The following is a 17,042-nucleotide window of genomic DNA, read 5'->3' as shown; positions in this document are numbered from 1 at the left end:
GCTGTAAACGGCGAGAGTAACGAGAGGCAGGAATGGCAGAAGAACTCCAGGTAGACAGTGTGTGGACCGGTGCTGATGTGGTGACCATGCGCGGTGGTCGCTACGCGATGATTGAGCAGGGGGCGCTGGCGGTGAAGGCAGACAAGCTGGTGTGGGTAGGCGCCGCCGCGGATATGCCTGCCTTTAGCGCACAAAAACATCATCAGTTACCGGGCGGGATTATCACGCCAGGGCTGGTCGATTGTCATACGCATCTGGTTTTTGGTGGGGATCGCAGTCAGGAATTTGAACAGCGTCTCAACGGGGTCAGTTATGCCGACATAGCGGCACAGGGCGGGGGGATCCTCTCTACCGTTCGGGCTACGCGCGCGGCCAGCGAGCAGGCACTGGTTTCATCGGCCCGCTGGCGACTGAATCGTTTACTGGCTGAAGGCGTGACGACTGTCGAGATCAAATCCGGTTACGGGCTGGACGAAGAGAGCGAATTACGTATGCTGCGCGCCATCCGCCAACTGGGTAAAGAGGTGGCTGCGGATGTGCAGGCAACCTGCCTTGCTGCGCACGCTTTTCCGCCCGAATTTAAACAGGATCCCGAGGGCTGGATAGCGATTATCTGCGAACGCCTGCTGCCTCAGGTCAAAGCCGAAGGGCTGGCTGACGCGGTTGATGCTTTCTGTGAACATCTGGCCTTTTCTCCTCAGCAGGTGGCCCGGGTGTTTGAGCGGGCAAAGGCGCTGGGGCTGCCGGTAAAACTTCATGCAGAGCAGTTGTCTGCGCTGGGTGGTGCGGCGCTGGCAGCACGCCATGACGCGCTCTCAGCCGATCACCTGGAATATGCTACCGAGCAGGATGTCCAGGCGATGGCCGGGCACGGCACGGTCGCGGTACTGCTGCCTGGCGCATTTTACCTGTTACGGGAAACGCAGCGCCCACCTGTGGCTCTGTTTCGCCGCTATGGCGTGCCCATGGCGCTGGCGAGTGATGCCAACCCTGGTACCTCTCCGGCCCTGTCACTGCGGTTAATGCTCAATATGGGCTGCACGCTGTTTGGCATGACGCCGGAAGAGGCGCTGGCCGGCGTCACCCTGTGGGGCGCGAAGGCGCTAGGGCTGGAAGCCAGCCACGGCTCGCTTGAGGCTGGCAAAGTTGCCAGTTTTGTCCACTGGCCGCTGGCTCGCCCGGCGGAACTGGTTTACTGGCTGGGCGGTGAACTGCCCTGTACGGTCATCTATCGCGGAGAAGCACAATGACACCTTTTCATTTCACCCAGGGCAATATTCCCCTACTGGTCAGTATCCCTCATGCCGGTACGCTGTTGACACCGGAAGTGGAGGAGGGACTCAGCGAGGCCGCCCGCAACTTACCTGACACCGACTGGCACCTGCCACAACTTTATGATTTTCTGCGTGATATGGGAGCGAGCATTATCATCGGTCGCTACTCACGATTTGTTATCGATCTGAATCGCCCGTCGGATAATCAACCGCTCTATACCACGGCCACGACCGGCCTGTTCCCCGAAACCCTGTTTGACGGCACGCCGACTTTTATCGAGGGCAAAACGCCCACGGATGCGCAGCGCCAGGGCTACATCAACGCTATCTGGCAACCTTACCATCAGCAGATTCAGCAGACGCTGGCGCAAATGAAAGCGGAGTTTGGTTACGCTTTGCTGTTTGATGCGCACTCTATTGCCAGTGAAATTCCCCGTCTGTTTGAGGGGCGGTTGCCGGATCTCAATATTGGTACCAACGATGGGGCGAGCTGCAGCAGTGCCGTGATTAACGGACTCACCTCGGTGTGCCGCGCGCAGGATCGCTACAGCTGGGTGGTGAACGGCCGTTTCAAAGGTGGTTATATCACGCGTGCTTACGGGCAGCCGCAGCAGCAGGTTCAGGCTGTGCAGCTGGAGCTGTCGCAAATTAACTATATGGATGAAACGCCGCCGTTTACCTGGCATGAAGCGCGGGCTGCGCAGTTGAAGAAGGTGTTAAAGCCGCTGCTGCATAGCTTTCTCGAACAGGGAAAAACGGGCTGAGGCGTAACCCAATCACCGCGGCCCGGCTGGCGGTTTTGGCCGGCGCAGAATAACGGACCTGATGGGCTTCGGCCACTTAGCGCCCGTTGGCACAATAGCACACAGCCGGGCGCCACGCTGGGTCCCGGCTGCCTCCTTTTACCGCATAGCGCACGACTTTCTCCCACGACTCTCAGCATCTTTTCGCCTGTTCAGGCAAGGCATTTACAGGTGCGCGCCAGGCATGAAGAGGCTGAGCGATGATGTTCGCCAGACCAGTGAGAGGGGCTAAATGCAGGGCGCTTATCCGTGATCCCCGCCAGGCGATAACATAATCGGTTGCCGATCTGTTTCTGTCCGCCGCAGCACTGCGCGCAAGTTTGCGCTGAATGTGTGCAGTGCTGCACCTGAAACGGGCATTGGCCTGGTAAGAGCACTTTCACCGGGCAATGGGGCGGCGGTTGCCGAGCGTCCTGAACTGGCACGACCTTTGCTAGGTTGTATGTACAAGTTAGCTCTGTTCGATATCCCGTTGCTATTTATCGTGTCTGGCTCACAAAACGATCAAGCCGACAATGAATTCGACAATGTTAGCTTGTATATACATGATTCATCATCTTGTAAGCTTTTTGTTAAAACAACACTGACACTCTTAAAACGCATTTTCATCCAGGAGAAGCCGTATGAAGCACCCCGAAGCGTTTCGCCGTTTTTGCCTTACGACCCTGTTTTCCAGCCTGCTGCTCAGCACCGTTGCGGTGCAGGCGAAAGAGTGGAAATCGATCACGATAGCGACGGAAGGCAGCTATGAACCCTGGAACCTGACGCTGCCCGGCGGCAAACTCGGGGGATTTGAGCCGGAACTCATGGCCAACCTGTGCAAGCGCATGGGCATGGAATGCAAACTGGTTGTCCAGAACTGGGATGGCATGATTGCCGGGCTGAATGCGGGTAAATACGACGTGATCATGGACGCCATTGTGATCACGCCAGAGCGAAAAAAAGTGGTCAGTTTTACGCTTCCCTATGCCTCTACGCCAGCCACCTTTATTGCCGTAAAAGGGACGCTGCTCCCCCCGGGCAAGGGCGTGACGAAGTTGCATGATGATGAAAAAGAGATTGAAGCCGCACTGGCACCGATAAAGGCGGCCCTGAAAGGAAAAACCATCGGTATTGCCTCCGGCACGGTATACACGCCTTTTATCGATAAATATTTCAAAGGCGTGGCCGACATACGCGAATACACCACCTCTGCCGATGCCATTCTGGATTTACAGGCTGGACGTATTGATGCGGTGTTTGACGATGTGACCTTTGCTAAATCAATGCTGACGCGCAAAGACAACAGCAACCTGGCCTTCAGCGGTCCGCAACTGGGCGGCCCGATCTGGGGCGAAGGTGAAGCCATGGGCGTGCGGATGGCAGACGGCGATCTGAAAGCAAAACTGGACGATGCCATTAAGGCCGCGCTGGCTGACGGCACCGTAAAAGAGCTCAGCGAGAAATGGTTTAAAACTGACGTTACGCCATAAGTGAGGTCGAGCATGATAAGCCTGCTGGGTTTTGGCGCAGATGGCTGGGGGCGGCTGATAGTGAGCGCAACGCTTACTACATTGCTGTTGTCGCTGGTCGCGCTGATGGTAGGAGCCGTCGTGGGCTCAGGCATCGCCGCGGCGAAATTGTCTTCTCACCGTCCCTTACGCTGGTTGGGTGAGGGCTATTCGGTGATTTTTCGCGGCATCCCGGAGCTACTGGTGATCTACCTGTTTTACTTTGGTGGTTCAGGCCTGATCACCCAGATCGGTCAAATATTTGGTGCGCAGGGATTTATCGAGGCGCCGCCTTTTCTGATCGGCGCGCTGGCGATCGGGCTGATTTCGGGCTCCTACCAGGCTGAAGTTTATCGTGCTGCCCGGCTGGCGCTGTCCCGGGGCGAAGTGGAAGCGGCGGTGGCAACAGGCATGTCGCGCTGGCGAATTCGTCAGCGCATCCTGCTGCCTCAGGTGGCGCGCTACGCGCTGCCTGGCCTGTCCAATGTCTGGCAGATGAGCCTGAAAGACTCTGCGTTGGTTTCGGTCACCGGCATCGTGGAGCTGATGCGCGCCAGTCAGGTCGCGGCGGGTTCTACGCGGGACTACTTCACCTTTTATCTGATCGGCGGCGGATGCTATCTGTTGTTAACTGTGCTGTCGAATCGGGCTTTTCTGCGCGTGGAAGCTCGTCTGGGCCGCGCCTGGCAGAGCCGAACGGCGGCACAGCATTAAGGAACCGCACCATGATCGATTTTGCCTTTCTTGCTGATACTTTCCTGAAGTTAAGCGCCGCCCTGCCGGTTACGCTCGGCCTGTTTATCAGTTCATTCCTGTGCGGCGGCGTGCTGGCGGTGGGCATTCTGGCGCTGCGCATGAGCCGCTGGCGCATACTGAGCAGTTTTGCCCGTGGCTATATTCTGGTGTTTCGCGGTTCTCCCCTGATGATCCAGCTGTTTTTAATCTATTACGGCCTGGGCCAGTTTGGCGTGATTCGCCACAGTTTTGTCTGGCCGTTTTTACGTGAGCCATTCAGCTGTGCCGTGCTGGCGCTGTCCCTGTGCACCGCTGCCTATACGGCAGAAATCCTGCGTGGTGCGTTGCTGGCGGTGCCCGCCGGGCAGGTGGAAGCCGGTATGGCGTGCGGTATGTCGCGCTGGCTGCTGCTGCGGCGCATTATTGCGCCCGTGATGTTGCGCTATGCCTTGCCGGCCTATTCAACCGAAGCCATTTTGCTGGTGAAGTCCACCGCACTCGCCAGCCTGGTTACCGTGTGGGATGTCACGGGCGTCGCGCAGCAGATTATCCAGCGTACCTACCGCACGATGGAAGTGTTTCTGTGTGCCGCCGCCATTTACCTGATCCTCAATTTCATCATCGTGCAGCTGTATGCCCTGCTTGAGCGTCGACTGACGCCGGTTCATCAGCCCGCAAAGAAGCCGCTAGCGGCCATTAAACCCGTCCCTGGGGGAGATTAAGATGCAGGATTCATCCGCCGTAACGCTGTCCGCCAGCGATATCCATAAATCATTTGGCGCCATGGAAGTGCTGAAAGGCATTTCATTACAGGCCCACAAAGGTGACGTCATTTCGATCCTCGGTGCCAGCGGCTCGGGCAAAAGTACCTTGCTGCGCTGTATTAACCTGCTGGAAACACCCGATTCCGGCGTGGTAAGCGTCGGCGGGGAAACCATTGAGATGAAACGCCATGCCCGCGGGCATCAACTGGCCGCGAATCCCAAACAGGTGGAACGTTTGCGCTCACGCCTGGGGATGGTTTTTCAGAGCTTCAATCTCTGGTCCCATATGACCGTGCTGCAAAACGTCATTGAAGGGCCGCAATATGTTCTGAAACGCGATAAGAAAACCTGTATTGCGCAGGCAGAACAGCTGCTGGACCGGGTCGGACTTTTGAATCGCAAAGGTTTTTATCCGGCCCAGTTGTCGGGTGGTCAACAGCAGCGCGTCGCCATTGCCCGTGCGCTAGCCATGGACCCGGAGGTGATGTTATTTGATGAGCCCACCTCGGCACTTGATCCTGAACTGGTCGGCGAAGTGCTGAAGGTCATGCGCAGTCTGGCAGAAGAGGGGCGCACCATGTTAGTGGTGACGCATGAAATGGGGTTTGCCCGCCACGTATCAAACCGGGTGATATTTATGCATCAAGGCACCATTGACTGTCAGGGAACGCCGGATGACATGTTCGGTGAGGGCGGCTCGGCGCGCTTCAGGCAGTTTATCTCCAGCCACCATGCAGCGGAGTCTGTGTAATGAGTCGCGTTGTTGTCTGGGGAGACGCGCCGGTAGCCTGGCAGGAGGTGGTTGAGGTCGCCCGCCACGATGCCGAGCTGGTGCTGAGCGAGAGTGCCTGGCAGCGCATTGCCCGGGGGCGAGAAATCGTAACGAATATCGTTGCGAGTGGTCAGATCGCCTATGGCATCAACACGGGGCTGGGGGCGCTGTGCAATATTATGCTGGCGGAAGAAGAGCTGAGTCAGCTGTCGCGTAACACCTTGTTAAGTCATGCCTGTGGCGTGGGGCCGCTGCTGGCAAAACATGAGGTGCGCGCTATCTTATGCACCGCAATAGCGAACTACAGTCACGGGAAATCCGGCGTGTCGGTCGAACTGGTTCGGCGCCTGTTGGTGCTGCTTAACCAGCACATTACGCCTCAGGTGCCTTCGCAGGGATCGGTAGGGTATTTGACGCACATGGCGCATATCAGCCTGACGCTGATTGGCGTGGGCGAGGCGGAATTTGATGGGCAGATTGTGCCTGCCTGTGAGGCGCTGGCGCGGACCGGACTCACGCCCTATCGACCCGGCGCAAAAGAGGGGCTTAGCCTGGTAAACGGTACGCCGTGCATGACCGGACTGGCCTGCCTGGCGCTGGATGATGCCCGCCGTTTGCTGGACTGGGCAGACGTTACCGGAGCCATGAGTTTTGAAGCCTTGCGTGGGCAGCTGGTTGCCTTTGACGAAGAGGTGTTGTCCCTTAAAGCCAGCCCGGGTATCCAGCGCAGCGGCGAGCGGTTACGGCGTTTACTGGGCGACAGCCCGCTATTGAAGATAAGCAGCGGCATCCGGACCCAGGATGCATTGAGCCTGCGATCCATGCCGCAGGTGCACGGTGCCTGCCGCGATCAGTTTGCACATGCCGAGCGTCAGATTGAAACGGAACTCAACGCCTGTACCGATAATCCACTGGTAATGGGCACACCGCAGGCCTGGCGCGTGGTCTCACAAGCGCATCCACACGGTGAATCGGTCGCGATGGCCTGCGACCTGCTGGCCATTGCCCTGGCGGAACTGGGGAGCATTGCCGAACGGCGTCTGGATCGTCTGGTCAACCCGTTGGTCAGCGGCTTACCGCCTTTCCTGGTCGGCCAGCCCGGCGTCAACTCCGGCATGATGATTGCGCAATACGTGGCGGCTTCGCTCTGTGCTGAGAATCGCCAGTTGGCTCAGCCGGCGGTGCTGGATAACTACATCACCTCCGGGCTACAGGAAGACCACCTCAGTCTGGGAACCGGTGCGGCATTAAAATTGCTGAAAACCGTGAGTAACGTCTATTACATTCTCGCCATTGAATACCTGCTGGCGGCCCAGGCGCTGGAGTTCCACGGTGAGGCGCAACTGGCAAGTGGAACCCTTCGCGCCTGGCGACGTCTGCGTCAGATTGTACCCTGCTGGCAAGAGGATCGCTGGCTGGCACCGGAGATTGCCCGCGCGGTGCAGGTCCTTCGAACCCAGATGCCGGAGGTGCTCTGAGATTTATCCCCGCCGCGCATCCGGACGCACCAGGTCAAACCGCTGCGCCTCAGTGATCCCGTAATAGGCACTGGGGCCGCCCGCGCGCAGAATCGGTTCGGCTTTTGCCGTCTGATAAATCCCGTTTTCCAGTAGCCTTTCGTCAATGTGGATAGCGACGGCTTCGCCTAACACCAGCCAGCTGTCGATGGCTTTTCCCTGCGCATCCTGCAACTGAATCAGCTGCGTGAGTTTACATTCAAAATTCACCGGGCTTTCCTGCACCAGACTGGCGTTAACCTGAGAGGCGGCCAGGGGCGTTAAACCGGCAAGGGCAAACTCGTCCTGATCGGCGGGCGCAGAAATCGAACTTTCATTCATGGCCTCAGCCAGCGGACGGGTCGCCAGATTCCAGACAAATTCTTTGGTTTCAGCAATATTCTGCACACTGTCTTTCCAGCCGCTACTGGCAAAACCAATGATCGGCGGCAGGTAATTGAAACAGTTGAAAAAGCTGTAAGGGGCAAGATTACGTATGCCTTTGGCGCTGGTGGAGCTTATCCAGCCGATGGGGCGCGGGCCGATAATCGCATTGAGTGGATCGTGCGGCAGACCGTGTCCGGCGCGTGGCTGGTATGAATAACGTTTGTTCATGGTTGTCTCCCTGTAAAAGCTGATTCAAGCGTAGTGGGTAAATGGCTGTTGGCGGGGCAAATCTGTAAAAAAGGTCTCGATCAGGTACCGGATTATTCCTGAATAATAACAGCCGTTACTTTCTGTGCTAACGGATGAATTTTTATTTATATCAGTTAGTTAAGTGTTGTTTTTCGATTTTACTGCTGAAAACAGATGGTGCAAAAGTAAACGAAAAGTAAACGATTGCATTTTATACATTTTGTGCTAACAAAGTTTCGTATTTGTTTAACGAATTAGGTGCACTATACAACCTCATCAATTGTTCTCGTGGTCGATATGAAAAAAATTCTTGTTACAGGATCTTCTGGATTCGTTGGTGGTGCAGTTGTGGCAGAATTGCTGATGCGCCAGGATGTTGAGTTGCTGCTGCTTGTCAGAGCCAGCGATGCTAACCAGGGACTGGAGAGGGTTAAAGAAAATTTAACCAAGTTTTCATGTTCGGCACAGGCGATTCAACGCTTGACCGCAGATCATATTCTGGTCGGCGATCTCCTTGCACCCGAACTTTTTCTGGGTGATGCGCGTATCGATCAGGTCAGCCACGTTATCAACTGCGCAGCGATTGCGTCATTTGGTGAAAATAACGATATCTGGCGCGTCAACGTCGAAGGCACCTTTAAGCTGGCTGCCAGAATGGCTGGGCTGCCAGAATTCGTAAAATTTGTTCACGTGGGCACGGCAATGTCTTCCGCGCCGGATCAGGGTGAAGTCGTCAAAGAGGACCTGGTGCTGTCGTCACGTGAAGATCACATTGTCGATTACACCTATTCCAAATCTTATATCGAAAACAAGATCAAGCAGGAGTTACCGCACCTGCCGCTGGTCATTGCCCGTCCGTCCATCGTTGTTGGCCATTCTCAGGAAGGTTGTACGCCGTCAGGCAGCATTTTCTGGGTATTTAAAATGGTGATGAAGCTGGAGAAATTCCTCTGCTCGCTTGATGATCGTGTCGATGTTATCCCGGTGGACTACTGTGCAAAATCCCTGGTATTCCTGATGGATCACGGCTGCACCAAAGAGATGGTCTACCATATTTCTGCCGGTGAGCGCAGCAGCAACACCTTCTCTGAGATCGATTCGGCCTTTGCCACCGCAGAAAAAAGTGCACCGCTGGCACCTAACTATCTGCAAGTTGATTTCAGCGAAATCGTTAAAGAGCGTAAGAACTTTAAAAAGATTTACGGGCCTTGCAACGAACGCCTGATGCTGCGCGCGATGCGTCTGTACGGCGAGTTTGCCCGTCTGAATGTCGTGTTTTCTAATGATAAGTTGCTGCGTCTGGGAATGAGTTCGCCCCCGGGCTTTACCAGCTATATCGATCGTTGTGTAGAAACGACGAAAGGGATGCCCATCCAGGATTTAATGCGCGTCGATTTTAAATAATCCCGCATTCGTGAGTCGCGCCGCCAGCATGATGACTGGCGGCGCGCATTTTGCTCTCCGCTCATGCTTTTCCCTTCTTCTGCCTTTTATTCGCTTTGCCAAACACCCTAAACAGCGATTCGCCTGCATAACATCACCTGGCTTGCCCGCCATAAAGTCTGCTTTCAGCCGAGAATGCTGTTTATTTTCTGCCAGTCACAGCGTATTGTACGCGCGCCTGAAAACATGAGAGAAAGTATGAAAAAGTCTGCCAGCCCGTCGCTCTTCCACGCCCGAAACCGCCATCAGGGTGAATATGATTTTGCTGCCCTCACGGCGGCGCATCCACCGCTGGCAGCAAAGGTCCGGCCCAATGGTTATGGCGTCATGTCGGTTGATTTTGCCGATCCCGAGGCCGTGATGCTGCTTAACCAGGCGCTGCTTAAACTCTTCTACGGACTCGACTGGCAGCTGGCGCCGGGATCGCTGTGTCCGCCCGTGCCGGGGCGCGCCGACTACCTGCATTATCTGGCGGATCTCCTGGCGCTGGATAATCAGGGCAGGGTTCCCTCGGCCGACGTGCTGGATATTGGCTGCGGGGCAAACTGCATTTATCCCCTGATTGGAGCCGCAGAATACGGCTGGCGTTTCACCGGAACCGAAATCGACGACGCTGCCCTGAAAGCCGCAGGTAAAATTGTCGCCGCCAACGCCGGTATGTCGCGCCTGATCCGCTTACGTCGGCAAAAAAATCCTCAGGCGGTGCTGAACGGCGTTGTGAATAAAGGTGCGTTTTTCCATGCGGTCATCTGCAATCCGCCATTTCATGCGTCGGCTGCAGAGGCGGCGGCGGGTTCACAGCGTAAATCACGAAATCTGGGCTTACAGCAGTCGGCGCCGCTCAACTTTGGCGGTCAGCATAATGAGCTCTGGTGCGAAGGCGGTGAAAAAGCGTTTGTGGGGAAAATGATTGCGGAAAGCGCTGGCCTGGCAAGTCAGGTGGTGTGGTTTACCTCACTGGTATCGCGAAAAGAGCATTTGCCTGCGCTGGAAAAACAGTTACAGGCACTGGATACCGCGGTGGTCCGGGTCGTCAATATGGCGCAGGGGCAGAAGCAGAGCCGTTTTCTGGCGTGGAGCTTTATGTCCGCCGCCCAACGCGCACAGCGTCTGTCACGATGAGACAGCAGCCCGTTATGGGCTGCTGTGTTAATCACTCAGGAAACGTGCTGTAAAAATTCGCGCAGACGTTCACTTGGCGGATGGCTGATCAGCGTATCAGGATCGCCGTCTTCAGCAATGCGACCTTTATCAATAAAGATCAGCCGCGATGCGACTTTCTGTGCAAAGCCGACTTCATGGGTGACGATGACCATCGTCATGCCTTCTTCAGCCAGATCCTGCATCACCTTCAAGACTTCATGACGAAGCTCCGGGTCCAGCGCAGAGGTCGGCTCATCGAAAAGCATCATCTTGGGCTTAACCGCCAGCGCGCGGGCAATTGCGACACGCTGCTGCTGGCCGCCGGACAGCTCAGAGGGAAAGTGACCGGCGCGTTCGGCCAGGCCCACTTTAGCCAGCAGGCTTTGCGCCAGTTGACGAGCCTCTTCTTTGCTGGCACCCCGTACCCGAATCGGACCAAAAGCCACGTTATCCAGGGCGCTCATCTGCGGGAAAAGGTGAAACTGCTGGAACACCATGCCCGCTTCCTGACGAATCAGGCGATCGTCGACTTTCGGATCGTTAACTTTCAATCCATCGACAATCAGCTCACCGCTGGTGATCTCTTCCAGCTTGTTAATACAGCGCAGCAGTGTGGATTTACCGGAGCCGGATGGGCCAATAATTACCACCACTTCTCCCTGCTTAATTTTCAGGTCGATATTGTGTAGCACCTGGGTTTTGCCAAAATGCTTTGAGACGTCTTTAAATTCAATCACAGGATTTTCACCCTTTTCTCAATGCGGCGCAGCACAAAGCTCAACACCAACGTAATCACAAGATAGATAATCGCTACCGCACTCCAGATTTCCAGCGCGCGAAAGTTACCGGCAATAATTTCCTGGCCCTGACGCGTCAGTTCGGCCACGCCAATCACGATAAACAGAGAGGTATCTTTGATACTGACGATCCACTGGTTACCAAGCGGAGGGAGCATACGGCGCAGCGCTAACGGCATAATCACATAGCGCAGGGTTTCACGGCTCGACAGGCCCAGCGCCAGGCCGGCTTCGCGAAAACCTTTATTAATTGACAGCACGGCGCCGCGCGTGATTTCCGCAATATAAGCGCCCGAGTTGATCATGATGGTCACCACGGCAGCGGTGAACGGATCGATACGTAAATCCGGGAAAGCCATTGGCAGGGCGAAATAGATAAACATGACCTGCACAACGATAGGCGTGCCACGAATGATTTCAATAAAAACCAGGGCAATATGATTGCTTATCCAGCCGCCGTAAGCGCGCGCAAAACCCGCGACCAGCCCGATGATCAAACCGCCCACCAGGCCGATAATGGAAATAATTAAGGTCATTTTTGCGCCTTCGAGCAGCGCGGGCATGGCTGGCCAAATGACGCTCCAGTCAAACTCCATGGTGAAACTCCAGTTGTTGCGATGGAAAAAAGCAGGGAAATCTTCCCTGCTGAAAAAAGTAAAACCGTTTCAGTTATTATTTAGGATCGGTGCCGAACCATTTTTTGTAGAGCTGGTTATACGTACCGTTCTCTTTAAGCGTTTTCAGGGCGCCATTCACTTTTTCACGCAGGTCGTCACTGCCTTTCGGGAAGGCAATACCGTACTGTTGTGCTTCAATGGAATCACCGACTGCCTTGAAGCGGCCTTTGCCCGCAGTATTAATAAAGTAGAGGATGTTTGGCGTATCGTGCAGCACGGCGTCAGCACGGTTGGTGCCCAGTTCCATATAGGCGTTGTCGATGTTAGGGAACTGACGCAGATCTTTGGTTTTAATGTGGCTCTTGGCGTAATCCACCGAGCCGGTTCCGCTCTTCACCGCGACCACTTTGCCGTTAAGGTCATTGATGCTTTTGATGTCGTTTTCGTTATTACGCACCATCACCAGCAGACCACTTTTGTAATAGCCATCAGAAAATTCGATCGCTTTTTTACGTTCATCCGTAATGGTGATACCGGCTAAGGCCAGGTCAACGTTGCGCGTTTGCAGTGCAGGGATGATGCCACTGAAATCCATTGGCTTCAGGGTGTAATCCAGTTTTAATTCTTTGGCGATGGCGTCCCACAAATCCACATCAAACCCAACGTACTTATCACCCTGTTTAAATTCAAACGGGACAAAGGCGGTATCAGTGGCGACAATCAGTTTCTTTTCGGCTGCGGTAGCGGAGAGAGAGAAGGCCAGCGCCAGGGCGGCCACAGAGACGTTAAACAGCGATTTCATTATTTTTCCTTTTTACGACCGGGCTCAAAGCCAGGTTTGCGAGCTATCGTTTGCGGGCTATCATATGAAAAAATTATGCCAACTTTGCAAAAACCGCAGAATTCACCGCCTGTGACACAATCGCTGACACGATTCTGCACAGGTCAAACGGTGTGCACTGTTTTGGTGCTCTGTGTTGGTGCGGTGTGCTGCGGTGGTGCAGAGGTAGTGTGCATCAGACGGGAAAAACAGGAAGGGCAGGAAGTAAGAACTGTTAACAAAGTCATAAAATTATAATTACACAGACGTAAAAAAGGCGGGTTTCCCCGCCTGTTGACACCTCAGTGTCTGGCATTATTCGATATTGGATTCGATAAACCACAGGAATTTATCAAGGTCACGCGAGGCGGCAGTGAAAATATCTGCAGTATCTTCGTCTTTAACTTCCGAAATCGCTTTACGCGTATCGTTAGCGACAATGCCGTAACGATCGGCCAGCGCTTTCAGATGATCTTGTACGCTGTGAATATTTAACGGATAGCTTTTCAGCGGAGTCTTGTCGTTCACAACTTGGGTGGTACCCAGTGCCACACCGCCCAACTGCACAACACGTTCTGCGATAGTATCCTGGTGATCGGTAATCGCGGTGCGGAAGCCATCCAGCATCTCATGCACGCCGATGAAGTTTGCACCACGCATGTTCCAGTGGGCTTGCTTGGTGATCAACGACAGATCAATGAACTCCACTACCAGGCGGTTGAGCACCTCAATGGTGGCTCTCTTTTCGTCATCTGCCACATCATTACGGGTGTAAAGTAGATCAGAAGATTTTGTTTTAACCAGTTTAGCGGTACTCATTGTTTCAGTCCTCTCATTCAATGGTTGTCCTAATCAAGTACGAAACTTAGTATAGCAGCGATTCCGGGATTTGCAGGATTGGCCTTATCAATGGCTGAAATAGCATCTGCCTTAGCTCTAACGACGTAAATACCAAAAGAGTTAATAATATGTTAAATTTAACAGCGCTTCAAAGGTAATAAAAATCAGTTGGTTAGGTGTACCTTTTGGAAAGGTATTCTGTGTGTTTCAAAATATTAATTTTCAATGACATTTCTAATGAAATAATTATCAAGATGATTTTTATTGTTATTTAGCCTGTTTTTCAACAGGCTAAAGCGGATTATTTTTTTGCGTTGTCGGTCAATTCAACTTCATTTAACTGACTCTTTCTTGGACGCATCGTCAGGGTGGCGCCTGCGGAAGCCAGAATGATGGCCAGCAACGCCAGACATTGCTTACCCGAAAGGCTTTCATGCAGATACATCATCCCCGACAGAGCTGCCACTGCAGGCTCAAGGCTCATCAATGTGCCAAAGATGCGCGCCGGCAAGCGCGTTAATGCCACCATTTCCAGCGAGTAGGGCAGTGCTGTAGAAAGAAACGCCACCAGAATCGCGACGGGAACCACGCTCCACTGCCAGATGCCACTGGCGGCAAACGTCAGACCCACGGGAACAAAAACCAGCGAGGCAATAAGCGATCCGATGGCCACGGTCGCAGCACCATGTTCTGCCCCTGCGCGCTGGCCCGATAAGATATATATCGCCCAACAGGCGCCGGCACCCAGCGCGAACAGCGCGCCGACCGGATCCACCGAGGCAATGCCGGTGCTAAACGGCAGCAGGAACCACAGCCCTGCCACGGCAAGCAGGACCCAGACAAAGTCCAGCGCGCGGCGCGAACCGAGCAGCGCCAGCGTCAGTGGACCGACAAACTCCAGGCCCACCGCAATGCCTAAGGGCACGGTACGGATGGAGAGGTAGAACAAGAAGTTCATCGCGCCCAGTGACAAACCATAAATCAGCAGTGGCGTACGTTGTTCCCGGCTAAAACGCAGTCGCCAAGGTTTGAAAATAATGCACAGGATCAGGGTGCCAAATCCCAGACGCAGCGCAGTAATGCCGGTTGCGCCCACGGTGGGAAACAGGGTTTTCGCCAGCGAGGCACCGCCCTGAAGTGACAACATTGAGACAAGCAGAACAATAACGGGAATAAAAACGGGTGTAATGGACTTTAATGAGGTGGCTGACATCCTGTAGGCACTTCCCAAACATGAGCTAAAGATGACCAGTGTAATGGAAGTGGCGGTCAAAAAGAGGACGTAAACCGATTTTAATTTTGTCTGTTTGCCTGGATTTTAGGCACATTTGCGGCTGCAAAAGTAAATTAATGTCAGGATTTTTTAGGAATTAACTTAAAGCATGAAAATTTATTAAGCAGGTTTGTTGCAATCATATGACGTATTTTATAAGAAAAAAGAATGACATACGAAACTTCATTAACTTCCTGTTACACCAAACTATGTGTTAGACAACAAAATGCGGGCAGAGTTTCTCGCTAATTTTTGTTATATTTTTAGCGTTGTCAGGAGAGAAGTACTTTCACATTTGAGGTGGTTATGAAAAAAATTGCATGTCTTTCAGCATTAGCCTGTGTGTTAGCAGTAGCGACAGGTTCCGCCATGGCACAAAGCACTGTAACCGGTGGCTACGCACAGAGCGACTACCAGGGCGTTGCTAACAAAGCAAACGGCTTCAACCTGAAATATCGTTATGAAGACGGTTCTAACCCACTGGGTTGGATCGGCTCATTCACCTACACCGAGAAAGATCGTACCGAAGATGGCATTTACAATAAAGGCCAGTACTACGGCATCACCGGTGGTCCAGCATTCCGTCTGAATGACTGGGCAAGCATCTATGGTGTAGTCGGTGTTGGCTACGGTAAATACCAGCAGAACGACACTGTTTCACGCGGCAAAACTGATACCAGCGATTACGGTTTCTCTTACGGCGCAGGTATGCAGTTCAACCCAATGGAAAACGTTGCACTGGACGTGGGCTATGAGCAGAGCCGCATCCGTAGCGTTGACGTTGGCACCTGGATTGCTGGCGTAGGTTACAGCTTCTAAGTGATCTTAGTCGAGTTTAAAAAAACGGCCCTGTTAAGGGCCGTTTTTATTGGTGACAAAAAAACAGCCCGCCAGAGAGCGTCAGCCTGGCCTTCACGCCTTCCCAATATCGTCCATTACCCTGACTCCCTGCCGGATGCGGCGCCGCAGCCTGTCTCCCTCTGAGCTTACCGGCTTGCTCGTGCTGAAAACGACGGCTGCACAATGAGAAAAGCGATCCGCCAGGCGATGCCGGAGACAGCCACGTGGTCGTGGGTTGCAAAATAAACGTGGGATTGCCACAGACAGGGTGATGCAAAAGTAAGAAGCGCTGGACGTGCAAACGGGCGACAGCAAAAGGCAAAACGTGCGCGAATGGCACAGCCAGACAGCGAAAAAGAAGGCCGTGCAGCCTGAAGATGGCACCTTCAGGCTTGCAGCCAGAAGGCGGTATCAACGATTAGCCGCGCCAGATCAGTTTCTGGCAGTGGCGTTCTTCAGGTTCGTGACCCAGGAGTTTGTTGATCAACATCAGGCGCAGCGTAAAAGGGGAACGCGTCAGCAGGCACCACCAGGATTTCATACCTGATGTAGATTTTTCTGCCTGAAAGCATTTGCCGCAGTCGATGCAGCTTTTCAGGGTGCTCATAACATCACCTCCCAATTAATTTAACGCAACGGTAAGCAGACTGGCCTAATCGTGCTTTAATGCACCACTCTGTTTACATTATCAACAAATATAGCATTGGCTATATCGTTTAGCCAAGGCTAACGACGAAAAATTTGAGCTTATTTGCGCCTGGTTTACAATGAGCGCAGCTAAATCCATACGGCAGGGCTGGTGTGGAAAAAAATAAAGAGGAAGCTGAATGAGTCGTCGTGCCAAAAGCGTGGTTTCTGCCCCGCAAGGACCACTAAAAGATATTGAAGAGCATGTCGAAGGGTTTCGGCAGGTGCGCGAGGCGCATCGCCGTGAGCTGATTGATGATTATGTTGAGCTAATCTCTGATTTAATTGGTGAATTTGGTGAAGCACGTCAGGTCGATATGGCGGCGCGCCTGGGGGTTTCGCAACCCACCGTCGCAAAAATGTTAAAGCGATTAGGTACCGCCGGGCTGGTAGAGCAGGTCCCTTATCGTGGTGTCTTTTTGACACGTGAAGGCGAAAAGCTGGCTGAAGAGAGCCGCGCCCGCCATCATATTGTTGAAACCTTTCTGTTAGCGCTTGGCATCAGTCCGGAGACGGCACGGCGCGATTCAGAAGGCATTGAACATCACGTGAGTGATGAAACCCTGGCTGTATTCCAGAAATTTTACGAAAACAATTAACCCTCAGGTAAGG

At 53.7% G+C, this 17,042-nt stretch carries 18 protein-coding genes; 11 read left to right on the top strand and 7 right to left on the bottom strand.

Annotated features, from left to right (window positions below):
- Window positions 1-32: 32 nt before the first annotated feature.
- The 7 genes from hutI to hutH all read left to right on the top strand — a co-directional run bounded on the left by hutI (window position 33) and on the right by hutH (window position 7,316).
- The gene (hutI, locus tag NXS97_RS06625) at window positions 33-1,250 is read left to right on the top strand and encodes an imidazolonepropionase (RefSeq protein WP_014593262.1); all 1,218 of its coding nucleotides are present in this window, start codon (window positions 33-35) and stop codon (window positions 1,248-1,250) included.
- Window positions 1,247-2,038 (top strand): N-formylglutamate deformylase, encoded by a 792-nt coding sequence (gene hutG / locus NXS97_RS06620; RefSeq protein WP_014593263.1) that lies wholly within the window; start codon window positions 1,247-1,249, stop codon window positions 2,036-2,038. Before hutI ends, hutG begins: the two co-directional genes overlap by 4 nt.
- A 662-nt stretch (window positions 2,039-2,700) precedes the next feature.
- Complete coding sequence (locus NXS97_RS06615; protein WP_014606246.1) at window positions 2,701-3,549, top strand: transporter substrate-binding domain-containing protein; 849 nt, start codon at window positions 2,701-2,703, stop codon at window positions 3,547-3,549.
- A gap of 12 nt (window positions 3,550-3,561) precedes the next feature.
- Complete coding sequence (locus NXS97_RS06610; RefSeq protein ID WP_014606245.1) at window positions 3,562-4,281, top strand: ABC transporter permease; 720 nt, start codon at window positions 3,562-3,564, stop codon at window positions 4,279-4,281.
- Between the two features lie 11 nt (window positions 4,282-4,292).
- Window positions 4,293-5,024, top strand: a complete 732-nt coding sequence (locus NXS97_RS06605) for an ABC transporter permease (RefSeq protein ID WP_013025162.1) — start codon at window positions 4,293-4,295, stop codon at window positions 5,022-5,024.
- Between the two features lies 1 nt (window position 5,025).
- Window positions 5,026-5,817 (top strand): ABC transporter ATP-binding protein, encoded by a 792-nt coding sequence (locus NXS97_RS06600; protein WP_028714968.1) that lies wholly within the window; start codon window positions 5,026-5,028, stop codon window positions 5,815-5,817.
- Entirely contained in the window at window positions 5,817-7,316 is a 1,500-nt protein-coding gene (gene hutH, locus NXS97_RS06595) for a histidine ammonia-lyase (RefSeq protein ID WP_028714969.1), read from the top strand. Before NXS97_RS06600 ends, hutH begins: the two co-directional genes overlap by 1 nt.
- 3 nt (window positions 7,317-7,319) lie before the next feature.
- On the opposite strand, the gene NXS97_RS06590 is transcribed toward hutH, so the two are convergent.
- The gene (locus NXS97_RS06590) at window positions 7,320-7,949 is read right to left on the bottom strand and encodes a flavin reductase family protein (RefSeq protein ID WP_014593268.1); all 630 of its coding nucleotides are present in this window, start codon (window positions 7,947-7,949) and stop codon (window positions 7,320-7,322) included.
- A 318-nt stretch (window positions 7,950-8,267) separates the two neighbouring features.
- Between NXS97_RS06590 and NXS97_RS06585 the strand changes: the two genes are divergently transcribed.
- Complete coding sequence (locus tag NXS97_RS06585; RefSeq protein WP_014593269.1) at window positions 8,268-9,374, top strand: SDR family oxidoreductase; 1,107 nt, start codon at window positions 8,268-8,270, stop codon at window positions 9,372-9,374.
- Between the two features lie 237 nt (window positions 9,375-9,611).
- A complete protein-coding gene (gene rlmF, locus NXS97_RS06580; RefSeq protein ID WP_028714970.1) occupies window positions 9,612-10,535 on the top strand; it encodes a 23S rRNA (adenine(1618)-N(6))-methyltransferase RlmF in 924 nt (307 codons plus the stop codon).
- A gap of 35 nt (window positions 10,536-10,570) precedes the next feature.
- Here the strand turns inward: rlmF and glnQ are convergent, their stop codons facing one another.
- The 5 genes from glnQ to rhtA all read right to left on the bottom strand — a co-directional run bounded on the left by glnQ (window position 10,571) and on the right by rhtA (window position 14,843).
- Window positions 10,571-11,293, bottom strand: coding sequence for a glutamine ABC transporter ATP-binding protein GlnQ (gene glnQ, locus NXS97_RS06575; RefSeq protein WP_014606242.1), 723 nt, complete (start codon window positions 11,291-11,293; stop codon window positions 10,571-10,573).
- A complete protein-coding gene (gene glnP, locus NXS97_RS06570; RefSeq protein WP_014593272.1) occupies window positions 11,290-11,949 on the bottom strand; it encodes a glutamine ABC transporter permease GlnP in 660 nt (219 codons plus the stop codon). The genes glnQ and glnP overlap by 4 nt, the downstream gene beginning before the upstream one ends.
- Before the next feature lie 76 nt (window positions 11,950-12,025).
- Window positions 12,026-12,772 (bottom strand): glutamine ABC transporter substrate-binding protein GlnH, encoded by a 747-nt coding sequence (glnH, locus tag NXS97_RS06565; protein ID WP_014593273.1) that lies wholly within the window; start codon window positions 12,770-12,772, stop codon window positions 12,026-12,028.
- A 333-nt stretch (window positions 12,773-13,105) separates the two neighbouring features.
- Window positions 13,106-13,609 carry a DNA starvation/stationary phase protection protein Dps gene (gene dps / locus NXS97_RS06560; protein ID WP_014593274.1) on the bottom strand — a complete coding sequence of 168 codons (504 nt, stop codon included), beginning with the start codon at window positions 13,607-13,609 and terminating at the stop codon, window positions 13,106-13,108.
- 322 nt (window positions 13,610-13,931) lie between these two features.
- On the bottom strand, window positions 13,932-14,843 hold the full coding sequence (rhtA, locus tag NXS97_RS06555; protein ID WP_014606240.1) for a threonine/homoserine exporter RhtA: 912 nt from the start codon (window positions 14,841-14,843) through the stop codon (window positions 13,932-13,934).
- Window positions 14,844-15,209: 366 nt separating this feature from the next.
- Between rhtA and ompX the strand changes: the two genes are divergently transcribed.
- Window positions 15,210-15,722: an outer membrane protein OmpX gene (ompX, locus tag NXS97_RS06550; protein WP_028714971.1), complete on the top strand. Its 513-nt coding sequence runs from the start codon at window positions 15,210-15,212 to the stop codon at window positions 15,720-15,722.
- Window positions 15,723-16,161: 439 nt separating this feature from the next.
- Here the strand turns inward: ompX and NXS97_RS06545 are convergent, their stop codons facing one another.
- Window positions 16,162-16,350 (bottom strand): hypothetical protein, encoded by a 189-nt coding sequence (locus tag NXS97_RS06545; protein ID WP_014606238.1) that lies wholly within the window; start codon window positions 16,348-16,350, stop codon window positions 16,162-16,164.
- Between the two features lie 220 nt (window positions 16,351-16,570).
- Between NXS97_RS06545 and mntR the strand changes: the two genes are divergently transcribed.
- Window positions 16,571-17,029 carry a manganese-binding transcriptional regulator MntR gene (mntR, locus tag NXS97_RS06540; protein ID WP_013025174.1) on the top strand — a complete coding sequence of 153 codons (459 nt, stop codon included), beginning with the start codon at window positions 16,571-16,573 and terminating at the stop codon, window positions 17,027-17,029.
- The last annotated feature ends 13 nt before the right edge of the window (window positions 17,030-17,042 follow it).

The sequence above is a fragment of the Pantoea sp. B623 genome (assembly GCF_024814475.1).
GTDB classification, from domain to species: Bacteria; Pseudomonadota; Gammaproteobacteria; order Enterobacterales; family Enterobacteriaceae; genus Pantoea; species Pantoea ananatis.
This window is presented reverse-complemented; position numbering and strand designations above follow the sequence as displayed.